The 14,158-nt window shown below is 64.8% G+C and carries 10 protein-coding genes; 5 read left to right on the forward strand and 5 right to left on the reverse strand.

Translation table 11 applies throughout. The annotated features are described in order from the left end of the window. Nucleotides 1–68: 68 nt before the first annotated feature. A complete protein-coding gene (locus GS429_RS11155; RefSeq protein WP_160065437.1) occupies nucleotides 69–1,634 on the reverse strand; it encodes a uracil-xanthine permease family protein in 1,566 nt (521 codons plus the stop codon). Between the two features lie 239 nt (nucleotides 1,635–1,873). Here GS429_RS11155 and GS429_RS11160 point away from each other — a divergent pair, with 239 nt between their 5' ends. After that, nucleotides 1,874–3,763 (forward strand): CocE/NonD family hydrolase, encoded by a 1,890-nt coding sequence (locus tag GS429_RS11160; RefSeq protein WP_160065438.1) that lies wholly within the window; start codon nucleotides 1,874–1,876, stop codon nucleotides 3,761–3,763. A 244-nt stretch (nucleotides 3,764–4,007) separates the two neighbouring features. On the opposite strand, the gene GS429_RS11165 is transcribed toward GS429_RS11160, so the two are convergent. Then, complete coding sequence (locus tag GS429_RS11165) at nucleotides 4,008–5,768, reverse strand: methyl-accepting chemotaxis protein (RefSeq protein WP_160065439.1); 1,761 nt, start codon at nucleotides 5,766–5,768, stop codon at nucleotides 4,008–4,010. 149 nt (nucleotides 5,769–5,917) lie between these two features. Then, nucleotides 5,918–6,292, reverse strand: a complete 375-nt coding sequence (locus GS429_RS11170; protein ID WP_160065440.1) for a VOC family protein — start codon at nucleotides 6,290–6,292, stop codon at nucleotides 5,918–5,920. Between the two features lie 114 nt (nucleotides 6,293–6,406). On the opposite strand from GS429_RS11170, the gene GS429_RS11175 reads away from it, so the two are divergent. Further along, complete coding sequence (locus GS429_RS11175; protein WP_160065441.1) at nucleotides 6,407–7,642, forward strand: Zn-dependent hydrolase; 1,236 nt, start codon at nucleotides 6,407–6,409, stop codon at nucleotides 7,640–7,642. A 62-nt stretch (nucleotides 7,643–7,704) separates the two neighbouring features. Here GS429_RS11175 and GS429_RS11180 read toward each other — a convergent pair whose 3' ends face one another. Further along, complete coding sequence (locus GS429_RS11180; RefSeq protein WP_160065442.1) at nucleotides 7,705–9,087, reverse strand: dihydroorotase; 1,383 nt, start codon at nucleotides 9,085–9,087, stop codon at nucleotides 7,705–7,707. A gap of 151 nt (nucleotides 9,088–9,238) precedes the next feature. Between GS429_RS11180 and GS429_RS11185 the strand changes: the two genes are divergently transcribed. Genes GS429_RS11185 through GS429_RS11195 form a run of 3 tightly spaced genes read left to right on the forward strand, consistent with a single transcriptional unit; the run spans nucleotide 9,239 to nucleotide 12,722 of the window. Beyond that, the gene (locus tag GS429_RS11185) at nucleotides 9,239–10,582 is read left to right on the forward strand and encodes an aminotransferase family protein (protein WP_160065443.1); all 1,344 of its coding nucleotides are present in this window, start codon (nucleotides 9,239–9,241) and stop codon (nucleotides 10,580–10,582) included. Then, nucleotides 10,579–12,435 carry an aldehyde ferredoxin oxidoreductase family protein gene (locus GS429_RS11190; RefSeq protein WP_160065444.1) on the forward strand — a complete coding sequence of 619 codons (1,857 nt, stop codon included), beginning with the start codon at nucleotides 10,579–10,581 and terminating at the stop codon, nucleotides 12,433–12,435. The genes GS429_RS11185 and GS429_RS11190 overlap by 4 nt, the downstream gene beginning before the upstream one ends. A 5-nt stretch (nucleotides 12,436–12,440) precedes the next feature. Beyond that, nucleotides 12,441–12,722 carry a ubiquitin-like small modifier protein 1 gene (locus tag GS429_RS11195; protein ID WP_201294003.1) on the forward strand — a complete coding sequence of 94 codons (282 nt, stop codon included), beginning with the start codon at nucleotides 12,441–12,443 and terminating at the stop codon, nucleotides 12,720–12,722. A gap of 156 nt (nucleotides 12,723–12,878) precedes the next feature. Here GS429_RS11195 and GS429_RS11200 read toward each other — a convergent pair whose 3' ends face one another. Further along, nucleotides 12,879–14,042 carry an MFS transporter gene (locus tag GS429_RS11200; protein ID WP_160065445.1) on the reverse strand — a complete coding sequence of 388 codons (1,164 nt, stop codon included), beginning with the start codon at nucleotides 14,040–14,042 and terminating at the stop codon, nucleotides 12,879–12,881. Nucleotides 14,043–14,158 lie beyond the last annotated feature (116 nt).

Below are 14,158 nucleotides of genomic sequence, written 5' to 3' on the forward strand. Positions count from 1 at the left end.
AATCAAACTTTCCCCGATTCGGCAAAAATACGCGTCGAATCGGCCGGTTGGCCGTCGGTTCGTCGCGGTTAGTCGGCTCTGTCGACCGGTTTCGGATCGTCAGACGAGCGCATCTTCTCGAACATGGTAACGAACTCCTCGTCGTCTTCGGCGAGTTGTTCCCACTGCGAGAGTCCGCGTTCCTCTTTCGTTCCGCGAATCGTGTTGTCGAGCACGAAGGCGACGATCCCACCGACCGCCATCGTCGTCGAGCCGATCACGAAGATCGTATCGGAGACGATCTGTTCGCCGAGGATCGGTCCGATCACCGTCGCGCCGGAGGCGATCTCCTGGAACTCGGCGGCGCCGCCGACGTTCGCCATGTACTCCGGAATCGCGAGGCCGAGGAAGAGCGCGATACCGATGATGAAGACGTTACGCGAGGCGTCGAGGTCGACGTACTTGAGGTTCGACAGACCAACGGCGGCGATCTGTCCGAACATCGCGATGTACAGTGCGCCGACGATCGGCGTCGGAATCGTCGTGATCAACGCGCCGAAGTAGCCGACGAATCCGACGAGTAACATCACGATCGCACCGATCTGGACGACGTAGCGCGATGCGACGCCGGTGATACCGATCGCACCGATGTTCTCACCGTAGGAGGTCGAGCCGTTGCCCGTCCCCATGATACCGGCGATCACGTTGCCGACTCCTTCCATTCCGATCCCGTGGTTGATCCGTTTCTCGCTCGGCGCACCGACGCCGGCGATGCGGGCGACGGCGTAGTAGTCGCCGAGACTCTCGACCATCGAGGCGAGAATACCGGCGAAGATCCCGACCGTGAACGCGAGGGTAACCTGTGGCATCCCCCACTGCAGCGGCGTGATTACCTGGATCGCAGACGCCTCGGCGACGGCTGCGCTGTCGACGTAGCCGACCGTTTCAGGTCCGTATACGCCGGTCGCGGACAATACCGCGGCGAGGACCCACGCGACGACGATTCCCAGCAGGACCGGGAACAGTTTCGCGTACCGGCTGTACTGATCGAGGTACTGGGAGAACAGGACGATCAGGAACAGCGTCAGTCCCAGCAGCCACCAGTTCTGGTCGGGCGTCGTCACGTCTTGGACGCCGACGAGCGAGAGACCGATCAGAACGATCACCGGGGCGATAACGACCGGCGAAAGGTAGTACTTCAGCTTCCCCAGCGCGCCGATGTAACCCAGCAAGACCTGGACTAACGCAGCGACGATGATCGCGCCCTGTAGCTCGACTATCGTCGCCTCCCAGCCGGTACCCATCGCGGCGATGATCGCCAGCGCCGGCGCGAGTAGCGCGAAGGTACCTCCCTGAACGATCGGATACCGATTCCCGAACGTCGTCTGTAACAGCGTCGCGATACCCGAAACGACGAAGAACGTCCCCACGAGCCGCGCCGTTTCCGCTGCGGGCATCTCCATCGCCCCCGCAAGGATCAGCGGGATCGCGACGGTCGCGCCGATCATTGTCAGATAGTGCTGTACCCCCAGCAGGATCGATTCGCCCAGCGGTGGTTTATCATCGATCCCGTACTCGACGAACGACGCCTCCTCGCGGGAGATGTCCCCGCCGTCCGTTCTGATTTCGTCCGTACGTTCGTTGTGATCAGTCATATGTCCATCTCCTGTTGATGATTGTCTACCGTGTCGAGTGTCCACACCCGTACAGGTATAGGAACAAAACCAAAGCGAACACATATAAAGGTACCGCCGTAGGCGGGCGATCAGCCGGTGTCGGTTCACCGTTGAACGATTTCGGTACTACCGGTACGTGATCCGGTACTCGTTTTGCGACCGGTGAAATCCGACGGCGGGGAATGAACTATTACAGTTCGCCTCCATCTGTAGATTCGATGGTATCTCACCCGGAGTACGCAGTTACTGCTGAGTTAGACGTAATGGTTGAAACCCGTGATGGCGTCGAGCTAGCAACCGATATTTATCGGCCGGCCGATCCGGACACCGGCGAGCCGATCGACGAACCCAAACCTGTGTTGCTCGATCGGACGCCCTACGGCAAGCGCGGCCGGATGGAACGACACGGGGAATGGTACGCAAAGCGCGGCTACGTCGTCGCCATCCAGGACTGTCGGGGGCGATTCAACAGCGGCGGCGACTACTACATCTTCATCAACGAGCCCGAAGACGGCTACGACACGGTCGAGTGGCTCGCCGACCAACCCTACTGCGACGGACAGGTCGGCACCTTCGGCACCTCCTACGGCGCCTGGGTCCAGAACGCGCTCGCGACGCAGGATCCACCCCACCTCGAGGCCATGTTCGTCAACCAGGGCGCGGCGAACGGTCGAAAGGCGACGTTCCGACACAACGGCACCTTCGAACTGCGCTGGCTCTGCTGGGCGTTCACGCTCGGCGGCGGCTTCGCACAGCGGGCCCTCGAGGACTCGGACATTCAGCAGCGACTGGCAAACGTCGACGTTCGGGACGTGCTTGCAAACGGCCCCGCACAGCCGGGCCAATCCCCGCTTCGACACATTCCAGACTACGAGGAGTGGGCGTTCGACATCATGACTCAGGGAGCCGCGAGCGACGAGCTCTGGCAGGAGCCCGGCATGAACTTCGAGGCCTACTACGACGAGTCCGCCGACGTCCCGACGGTGTACTCGGGCGCCTGGTACGACTCCTACACGAAGGCGACCTGCGACAACTTTGAGGCGCTGGCCGAGCGCAAAGACAGCGACCACTTTCTGTTGATGGGGCCGTGGACCCACGGCTGGAACAGCTACCCGCTGCCCTCCTGGAACAAGTCCTACTCCGGGGAACTCGAGTTCGGCGAGCAGGCCCTGCGCGACTATCAGGAGACCCGACTGCGCTTTTTCGATCACTACCTCAAGGGGAAAGACACCTGGGACGACCAGCCGACGGTCCAGTACTTCCAGATGGGGACCGGCGACGGCGAACAGACGCGCGAGGGGCGGCTCTTCCACGGCGGCGAGTGGCGCTCGGGCGAGGAGTGGCCCCTGCCGGACACCGAGTTCACGACCTACTACATCCACGAGGACGGCCGACTCACGACCGACGAGCCGACCGCCGAGGACGCCGCGACGAGCTACGAGTTCGACCCCCGCGACCCCGTCCCGACCATCGGCGGCAACTGCTCGTCGTACATCACCTACGAGCCTCGGGAGGAGAACATCCTAGAGTATCCGCTGAGCGAGCGCAAACTGCAGGACCTCACCGGCCGCGGCGGCTTCGACCAGCGAACCCGGGAGGACACATTCGGGGCCGAACCGCCGTACGGCCCGCTCGAGGAGCGAAACGACGTGCTCGTCTACCGGACGCCGCCGCTCGAGGAGGATGTCGAAATCGCCGGACCGATCCGGGTCCGCGTCTACGGCTCGACCGACGCCCCCGACACCGACTTCACGGCGAAGCTGATCGACGAGCACCCGCCGAGCGAGGAGTTCCCGAACGGGGCCGCGATCAACCTCTGTGACTCCATCTGTCGCGGCCGCTACCGCGGCTACCGCGACGAGCCGGACCTGCTCGAGGACGGCGAGGTCTACGAGTTCGAGATGGAGCCGTACCCGACGGCGAACGTGTTCAAGGAGGGCCACCGCATCCGGCTGGATATCTCCTCGTCGAACTACCCGCGCTACGACGTGAACAACAACACCGGCGGACCGCTCTACGGTGACCGCGAGTACCGGACCGCGACGAACACCGTCCACCATAACGCGGAGTACGCGACGCAGATCGAACTGCCGATTCAGTCGCGCTGAACGCTCGAGTGGGCGCGGTTTCGGACTGGCGTCGACGTTTTGTTTTGCACGTACTGGTTCTGATTCAGATTCGGGTTCGGATTCGGATGCGGATTCGAGGTCGGATTAGGTCGGATCGGCTTCATATTCGGATTCGAACCGCCAACGCCCCGTAGACGCCGCTTCTCAGACGGCGACTGTACGTCGGTACCGGCCCGCCTACAGCCGCCGTGGTTGGAACGAGACATCGGTACAGCAGACCGTATCAGCGAACGGCCGAAACGCCAGTCCCGGCCCCAGATCCGGCACCGGAACCGGCTGCAGTCCCGTCGGTCTCGAGTTCGAAACCGGCCAGGCTCCCCTCCATCTCGGCCGCCATGTCGTCGATCGCCTCCGAGATGTCGACCACCTGCCCGACGGTGGCGGTCTGTTGTTCGATGCTCGCGGAGACCGCAGCCATCCGCGCTTCGATCTCGTCGCTCCGTTCGGAGAGGTCTCGAACGATATCCTCGACGGTTTCGGTGTTCGCCGCCTGTTCTTCCGCGGTGCGGGCGATCGCCTGAATTTCGCGGTCGGTTTCCCGAACGGCGACCTCGATATCCTCGATGTGGTCGACCACTCCCTCGACGGCCTCGGCACCCGTCTGTACCGTCCGGTTGCTTCGCTCGATCGCGTTCATCGTCTCTTCGACGCCCGACTGGAGGTTCTCGATGTCGTCGGCGATCTCGGCGACGGTCTCCTTGGACTCGTCCGCCAGCCCCTTGATCTCGTTCGCGACGACGGCGAACCCGTTGCCGGAGTCGTCGGAGTGGGCCGCCTGAATGTTGGCGTTCAACGCGAGCAGGTTGGTCTGATCGGCGATATCCGCGATCAGTTCGGCCATCTCGCTGATGGTCTGCATTCGCCCCTGTAAGGACCGGACGTGTTCGACGTTCGTCTCGGACGCCTCCATCGCCTCGTGAATCTTCTCGAGGGCGGTCTCGGCGTCTTCGACGCCTTCTTCGGTTCGGTCGCTGGCCGTCGCGGCGCGCCGCTCGATCGCCTCGGCGTTCTCCGAGATGCGGTCGACCGCGGACGAGAGGTTCGTGACGTTCTCCTCGGCGATCGTCGCCTGCTCGGCCTGCTCGACCGCCATCTCGTCGACAGCGTCGCTGGCCTCGTCGATCTCGTCGGTCGCGGACGTGGTCTCTTCGCCCGCAGCGATCAGATCGTCGCTGATATCGGCCAGCTCTTCGGCGGTGTGTCGGGCGTCGACCAGCGCGTCGTGGATGTTCTCGATGGCTGTCCCCAGGTCCGCAGCCATCGTCGAAAAGCGTTCGTGAGCGTCCCGAACCTCCTCGAAGTCGGCCTCCGGTTCGGGAACCGCCGGCTCGACTGTGAAGTCGCCCTGACTGAGACGGTTCGTCCAGTCCTGGAAGGCGTCGACGACCTCGTTCTGGTAGGTCTGATACTGCTCTAAGGTCTCCTGGCGGTTGACGGCGTTGACCCGTTCGGAGACGTCGCGATTGATCTCGATCGCCCCCGCGAGTTCGCCCGTCGCGTCGAACAGCGGGAAGAACGTCCGGCTGACGTGAATCGTTTCGCCGTCGGCCTCGACGACGCCCTCGAGGTTCTGGATGGCCTCGCCGGTGTCGAGGACCTCCCGCATGACGCTGTTGTCGGCCTCGTCGTAGTCGAACAGGTTATCGCCGGGAAGTTCGCCGGGAACGCGACCGAACAGTTCCCGGCACTCCTTGTTCGAGTGCGTAAAGGTTCCCTCCGCGTCGACGACGAATATCGGGTCGTTGGACCCTTGCAGGAAGCTAATGATGATCGATTCGGCCGTCGCACCACCGAACGGACTGTCGCCGTTTACACGTTCGACGTCACCGTTGGGACCGAGCAACCCGTCCCCCTCGTCCTGCCAATCAGTCGTATCGAGCCCCGCGGACCCGGCCCCGGTCGGCTCCTGGTTCTCGTCCGTCTCGGACTCGCTCGTTTCCGTCGAACTCGTACTTCCGAGCAGAGATATCAAGGAGTTAGTCATACGTACCTCAGCGAAGTTTGACCACTTAAATCTACTCGCCGAGGTTCGTGGTAACATCACCCATATTACAGCTATCAGCCAGCAAAGTATAGTATCCGCTAAGCGATGTACACGGACTCCCACCGGCCGCGATTTGCATCGGTGGAAACTCAGATCGACTGCACGAGTTCGACGACGTAGCCGTCCGGATCCTCGAGAAACGCCACGCGGGCGTCGGCCGCCTCGACCGTCATCGGTTCGGCGACGATGGCCGGATCGGCGGCGTCGACGATGCGTTCGAACTCGGCGTCGGTATCGTCGACCGAAAAGGCAACGTGGTCGATTCCCTCCGGCGAGACGGCGCCGTCGTCGTCCGGGTCGTGTTTGAACTGTAGTTCGGCGCCGTCCTCCGTCCCGACGTAGTAGTTGACGACGCCGTCGTCGCCGGTGAACTGAGACTGGTACTCGAGTCCCAGCACGCCCTCGTAGAACTCGGTCGTTTGCTCGAGATCGGACACCCACAGTGCGGTGTGTATGACGTTCATAGGACTACACTCTCCCGAAAGGGCAAATAGTTTCGTCCGGCCACCAATTACGCCGACAACCGGGAAGAGCCGCGGCGAGATAACACTTAAGGAGAGTCTGTCTGATAATAGTGCATGGCAATTTCTATCGAACGCGAACGATTCGTCGAGACGATGCGCGAACAGGCCGAAATCGGTGCGACCGAAGGCGGCGGGCTCCACCGACTCGCGCTCTCGGACGAGGACAAGGCGATCCGCGACTGGTTCGCGGAGCAGTTAGCGGCTCTGGACCTCTCGATCCGGATCGACGAGTTCGGGAACATGTTCGGACGCCGCGACGGGACCGATCCGGACGCCGATCCGGTGCTCGTCGGCTCCCACCTCGACTCCCAGCCGTACGGCGGGATCTACGACGGGGCGCTCGGCGTCGTCGCCCCGCTCGAGTTGCTCCGAACGCTCGAGGATGAGGGGATCGAGACGCGACGTCCGATCGAGATCGTCAACTGGACGAACGAGGAGGGATCCCGGTTCCAGCCGGCGATGCAGGGCAGCGGCGTCTGGACGAACGAACTGGACCTCGAGACACAGTACGAGCGGACCGACGAGGACGGGAACAGCGTCCGCGAGGAACTCGAACGGATCGGGTACCTGGGCGATGTCCCGGCGGAACCCCGCGACTACGAGGCCTACTTCGAACTCCACATCGAGCAGGGGCCGTACCTCGAACTCGAGGGCGTGGACGTCGGCGTCGTGACCGGCGTCGTCGGCTTCTACTGGGGGGCGACGACGTTTACCGGCGAAGCGGACCACTCCGGGCCGACGCCGATGCACGACCGGTCGGACGCGCTGGTCGCGGCGGCCGACGTGATCACCGGCATCCGCCGGATTCCGGGCTCGCTCGGTGATCGAACCGTCGGGACGGTCGGCTATCTCGACGTCGACCCGAACTCGATCAACATCATTCCCGGCGAGGTAACCTTCACCTGGGGATTCAGAGATCCGTCCGACGAGATCGTCGACGAGGCGAAAGCGCGGGCGCTGGCCGAGATCGAGGCCGCCGCCGAACGGGAGGGCGTCGAGTGGGAGGTAGAAAAGCGAATGCGATCGGCGAGCGTCGATTTCGCCGATCGGTGTATCGACGCGGTCCAGACGAGCGCGGACGACCTCGGCTACGACAGCATGCAACTCTACAGCGGCGCGGGCCACGACGCCGCCCACCTGAGCAAGGTTACGGATACGAGCATGGTGTTCGCTGTCAGCGAGAACGGCAAGAGCCACTCCGAGGAGGAGTTCACCAGCTGGGACGACTGTTACGCGGCGGCGAATACGCTCGCGAACGCGGTAGTTCGGGTCGCGGGCCTCGAGGAGTGAGGAAGACCGGGAGACCGGGAAACTGGGAAGTTGGGAAACCGGGAAGCTGGGAAACCGGCCGTTCAGAACGCCCAATCGGTGGACTCGCGCTCGACGAACCGTCCGTGCCCGTTCTCCGCGACGATCTTGCCGTCGTCGGCGACGAGTTCGCCGCGAACGAAGGTTTGTTTGACGCGGCCGGTTACCTCGCGGCCCTCGTAGATCGAGAAGTCCGCGACCGAGGCGTTCTCCTCGGCGGTGATCGCGTACGTCTCGTTCGGATCGAAGACCACGATATCCGCGTCCGTTCCCGGGTCGAGGGTTCCCTTCCCCGGCAGGCCGAAGATCCGCGCGGGATTACGCGAGAGGACCCGGACCAGGAACGGGTACGAGAATCCGCGTTCGATAACCGCCTCGTCGTGAAACACCGGTAGGTTCGTCTGGAGCGCGTTCGCGCCGAACTTGCTGTCCCACCAGTCGTCCACCTGCTTGCTCTCTTTCGTGTACCCGCAGTGGTCCGTCGAAACCACGTCCAGGGTTCCGGCCTCGAGGTGTTCGAACATCGCCTCGATGTCGTCGGGTTTCCGGATCGGCGGCGCGATCATCGGTAGGTTGCCGAGTTCCTCGAAGATCGAGTCGTCGAGCGTCGTGTAGTGGGTACAGGTTTCGGCGCGCAGCATCTCCTCGCCGTAGCGCTCGCGGTAGCGGGCCAGTACGTCCGCGGACTTCCGACAGGACGTGTGAATGCCGTAGTACCGACAGCCGGCTTCCATCGCCATCCGCGCGGCGGCGTCGGCCGCGATCGCCTCGGCGTAGTCGGGTCGCGAGCGCGGATACCACTCCGGATCCCCCTTCCCTTCCCGCTGGAACTGCGCCGTGCGATCGTCACAGATGGTGGCGTCTTCGGAGTGCAACACGGCGAACGCGTCCAGATCCGCGAGCGCCTCGAACACGCGGTTCATGAACCCGTTCTCGAGCCCGAACTCGTAGGCGGTGAACAGTTTGATCGACGGCACCCCGGCGTCGACGACGGCCTCGAGTTCCTCGAGGACGGCCCGGTCCTCGCGGGTGATCGCGCCGTGGAGGCCGTAATCGACGACGGCCTCCTCGGCCTTCGCCCGCTTTCGCTCGATCCCCTCGCGGAGCGTTCCGGGTTCGTCCCAGGGGCTCATCTCGCCGACCCAGGCCTGCCAGGCGAAGTCGATGTACGTCGTCGTGCCGCCGAGCGCGGCCGCTTTCGTGGCCGTTTCGTACGTATCGAACGAGAACATATCATCGATGTGAACGTGGGGGTCGATGACGCCCGGCATCACCATCGATCCCGTCGCGTCGATCGTGTGATCCGCCTCGGGCATCGATTCTCCATCGCCGACGGCGGCGATTCGTTCGCCGTCGATCGCGACATCCGCATCGAACGTGTCAGTTGGCGTGACTACCGTTCCACCACGTATGATAGTGTCAACCATAGTCAGTCAACGGAGTAGGACCCGATAAATGTTGGTCCCGACGCAGACTCCGCCACGGACCGTCTCCGGGCGGAGTAAGGGGTGTGTACAGCATCCCCTCGTCACACCGTACCAAACTTTGATTAGCTCGAGCGCCTACTGTGAGACGACAATGGGAGACGACACCGAATCGGAGACGGATCTGAACGAGATCGAACGGTTGGACAAAGCGCACGTGTTCGGGACGTGGTCCTTTCAGAACGAGGTTCGGCCGCGGCAGGTCGTCGGTGCCGAGGGAAACCGGTTCGAGACGGCGGACGGGGAGGAGTACCTCGACTTTTCGGGCCAGTTGATGTGTTCGAACCTGGGCCACTCCGCGGATCGGGTCGCCGACGCGATGGCGGAACAGGCCCGCGAAGGGGCGTACTTCGCGCCGGGGTACACGACGGAGAATCGTGCCCGCCTGGGGGAGAAACTCGCCGAGGTGACGCCCGGATCGCTCTCCAAGACCTTCTTCTCGACCAGCGGCACCGAGGCCGTCGAGGCCGCGATCAAGATCGCCCGAATGTACACGGGCAACCACAAGATCGTCTCCCGCTATCGGTCCTACCACGGCGCGACCTACGGTTCGATCAGCGTCACCGGCGATCCGCGGCGGCTCATGGCCGAACCCGGTATTCCGGGCGCGATCAAGGCCCCGGATCCGTACGCCTACGGCTCGACGATGGACCCGATGGAGAGCCTCGAGTACATCGACGAGATGCTCATGCTCGAGGGCGACACCGTCGCCGCCGTGCTCGTCGAACCGGTCGTCGGCTCGAACGGGATCCTCGTGCCCCCGCCGGAGTATCTCCCGCGGCTCAAAGAGATCGCCCACGATCACGGCGCGTTGCTCATCTGTGACGAGGTGATGAGCGGCTTCGGCCGGACCGGCGAGTGGTTCGCGTCCGATCTGTTCGACGTGACCCCCGATATCATGACGATGGCCAAGGGGCTCTCGGGTGCGTACGCGCCCCTCGGCGGGACGATCGTCACCGACGAAGTCGCCGCCCACTTCGAGGACGAGATGTTCTGTCACGGCCACACCTACGCGGGACACCCGGTCGCGTGTGCGGCCGGGCTGGCGGCGATCGAGACCTACGAATCGGAAGGGCTGATCGACCGCGCCGACGAGGTCGGCCGCTACCTCGGAGACCGCCTCGAGGAGCTACAGGAGACCCATCCGAGCGTGGGCGAGACCCGCGGCGTCGGGCTGTTCCGCGGCATCGAACTGACGAAACGGGCGGACGAACGCGTCCCGTTCGGCGAACGGAAAGACAAGATCTCGACCGGGACGACGGTCGTCGACGAGGTCGCCGCCCGCGCGGGCGACCGCGGCGTCTACGTCGCGAACATGATCAACACGCTGATCATCGCGCCGCCGCTGTCGATCACTCGCGAGGAAATCGACGAAGCGGTCGACGCGCTCGACCACGCGCTCGACCACGCCGACGAATCGATGGAGGGGACCCCGTGAGCGAGTTGCCGTCCGTTTACGGAGGTGAGATTCTCCACGTGGACCTCGAGTCCGGGGAGACGGACCGCGAGCGGATCGAGCCCGAAGACGCGAGAGCGCTGCTCGGCGGCAACGGGTTCGCGGCGGCGCAGGTCCACGAACACGTCCCGCCCGATGCGGACCCCTTCGATCCGGCGAACGTGGTCGTCTTCGCGGTCGGACCGATGAACGCGACGCCGTTTCAGAGCACGAGTCGCGGCGTCGTCGGCTTCGTCAGCCCGATGACGAACGGCTTCTTCGACAGCACGTTCGGCGGGACGTTCCCCCGCGCCCAGAAGACGACGGGGTTCGAAGCCATCGTCCTCCACGGGGAGGCCCCGGAACTCTCCACCGTCTGCGTCGACGAGGAGGGGGCGACGGTCTCGGAGGCCGAGGAGTTGGCAGGACTGGATACCTACGAGACCTGCGAGGCGGTCCGCGAGCGCGAAGAAAGCGAGGACGAGAGCGACGTCCACGTCGTCGCGGCCGGCCCCGCCGGCGAGAATCGGGTTCGGTACGCGTGTCTGGTCCACCGCGGCCGCGACCGGGAGGGCGTCGCGGGCCGCGGCGGCAGCGGTGCCGTCCTCGGCGCGAAGAACGTCAAGGCCGTCGCGGTCCGAGAGGGATCGTTCGAGCCCGAGGTCGCCGAGGAAGAGACCTTCCGCGAACTGACGATGAGCCGAATGCAGCCGTTGATGGAGGAAACCGAGATGCTCCAGGAGTACGGCACCAGCGGCCTCGTCAATCCCGTCAACGAGATGGGGAAACTCGGGGTCAGAAACAACCAGTCCGAGCAGGCCGATCCCGAGTTCGCGGAAGCGATCAGCGGCGAGACGTTGAAAGAGGAGTACGTCACCGAGGATACGACGTGTGCCAACTGTGCGGTCCGCTGTGGGAAACACGTCAGCGTCCAGTCCGAAGGAATGACCCAGGCGAAGATCCCCGAGTTCGAGAGCCTCTTTGGCACCGCTACGATGCAGGCGGTCGACGACATCAAGCGAGTCATGAAGGCGAACGATCTCTGCGACCGACTCGGCATGGACACGATCAGCTGGGGCGTCACCGTCGCGTTCGCCCGCGAGTGCGCCGAGAACGGGCTCATAGACGCCGATGACTCGGCCCATCTCGAGTTCGGCGACGCCGACGGACTGGTCGAACTCGCGCGTCAGACCGCCGCTCGAGAGGGGATCGGCGACGAACTCGCCGCGGGGTCGTTCAGGCTCGCAGCGTCGCTCCCAGAGAAGGCCGAACGCTACCTTCACGGCGCGAAGGGCCTCGAGTTCGCCGCCCACTCCCCGCGCGGGCTCAAGGGGATGAGCATCGGCTACGCCACGTCGACTCGCGGCGGCTCCCACCACGACACCCGTCCGACGCTCCAGTACGGCGGCGAGCACGCCGAGACGACGGACGGAACGGCCGAGTTCGCCGCCAGATCCCAGCACTTCACCGCGCTCGGCGACTCGCTCACCCAGTGTCGGTTCGTCAGCGAAGGCGGCTGGGGCAAGCGAATCGGGGACCGGTATCGGGACGCCCTGCAGGCCGCCACCGGCTGGGAGTTGACCACGGAAGACGTCGAAACCATCGGCGAGCGGATCTACAACCTCGAGCGGCTGATCAACGTCGAGCGAGGCGTCGCCGACCGCGAGTCGGACACGCTTCCTCATCGCGTACTGCACGAACCCATTCCGGACGGGCCTGCCGCCGGCATGCACTGTCCGCCCGACGAACTGGCGGCGATGCTCGCCGAGTACTACGCCTACAGAGGCTGGGACGAAGACGGGAAACCGACGCCGGAGACGCTCGAGTCCCTCGGTCTCGACGAGCGCGCGGGGTGACGACCGTGGAGCTCCGAGTGAAGCTGTTCGGAATGCTTCGCTCCCGGGTCGAACGGCGATCGATCCAGTTAACACTCGCCGACTCGGACCCGACCGTTGCCGACGCGCTCGCCCGCCTCGAGCGCGAACACCCCGAACTGGCGGGCGAACTCCTCGAGGACGGACGGATCGTCACGACGGTTACCGTCCTTCGAAACGGCCGCCTCGTCGACCGCGACGCGCCGGAGACGGTTCCGCTCGAGGCGGGGGACGAGTTGAGTCTCACGCCGCCGATCACCGGCGGCTGAAGGTTTCGAAGGAGCTGAAAGTTTCGAGTGTGCTGAAGATGCTGAACCGTCCCGGTCAGACCTATAGATCTCTCCGGGGCACATGGTTGATTATCCTGACGAGCGATCACGACGGGAAGCGCCGCCGGCAGCCGAGCAGTGTGCGTGCCGGCGAGTTCAGCGGCCGATCGAGCGCATCCAGCACAGCCAGATGATCCCGACGGTCAGCCCCATCGCCGCGAAGCCGGCGGCGTAGCTCTCCGTGGCCGCCAACAGCAATCCGACCAGCCACGGGTACGCCAACGCGCCGCCGTTGCCGACGAGCAACATCCCGGACAGCGTCACGCCCGGATCGTCCGCGAGTTCGGAGAACGCGAGACTGAACAGCGGTCCGAAGGGGATACCGAACCCGAAGCCGGTCAGGACGAGTCCGACGGCGATCCCCGGTTCGGACTCGGCCGCGATCGCCGCCGCCAGCCCGCCGAGCACGACGGCGAGACCGAACAGCGTCCCCGCAACGGTGGCTCGCTCGCCGTACTCCCGGGACAGCCAGCCGCCGATCCCTCGCCCCAGAACCGTCGCCAGGGCGAACCCGACGAGGACTGCGGTCCCCGGAAGCGGGGATCCGGCGAGCACCTCTGCGTACCAGGTCGACGCGACGATCAGAAATCCGAACGTCGCCATGTTACCGAGGCCGAGGGCGAGGCCGCCGGCCGATGCGAACGGTTCGAGGTACGATCGGAGCGTCGTTCGCGCGGTCGCGCCGACGGGGGGCAGTCCGCTCGTTACCGCGCCCCCGACGAGCGCGACGCCCGCGGCGGCCGTGGCCGGACCGACTGGACCGAACGCGGGAACCGCGACGGGACCGGCCGCCAGTCCGACGGCCAGTCCGAGCGTGAACAGCGCGCCGAGCAGCCCCTGTGCGGTGGCGGTGTCAGCGCCGCTGGTCCGCAATCCGACGTACTTCATCCCGGCGACGAACGCCGTCCCCTGCCCGAGTCCCAACAGCAGCCGCGAGAGGTACGTGACTTCGAGCGCGAGGACGCCGCCGAGCGCGATGCCGACGCCGGCGAGTGCGAGCCCGCTCGCAGCGACCCACTCGACGGGTTTCGTCCGGGTCAGTCGATCCGCCGGGACGACGGCGACGAGCTGGCCGAGCAGGAACAGCGACATTCCGAACCCCGCGGCGTCCGGCGCGACCCCGCGCTCGATGAGCAGGGAGACGTAGGCCCCGTAGCCGCCGACGGCGAGTCCGAGCCCGAACAGTCCCGTTCCGATCGCACCGATGGGGCCCCAGGGGATCGATCGCGCTTCGCTCGGATCGGCTGCACGGACCGTCATTGGAACGAACGTCCAACTAGACGGGTATATGAATTGCGAATCCGTACAATCTCGCGGTTCCGTACGGTAATCGCTGACCTGACCGTAACACATATCAACTCCCATTTTAATTGGTA

The sequence above is a fragment of the Natronorubrum halalkaliphilum genome (assembly GCF_009834785.1).
GTDB lineage: Archaea > Halobacteriota > Halobacteria > Halobacteriales > Natrialbaceae > Natronorubrum > Natronorubrum halalkaliphilum.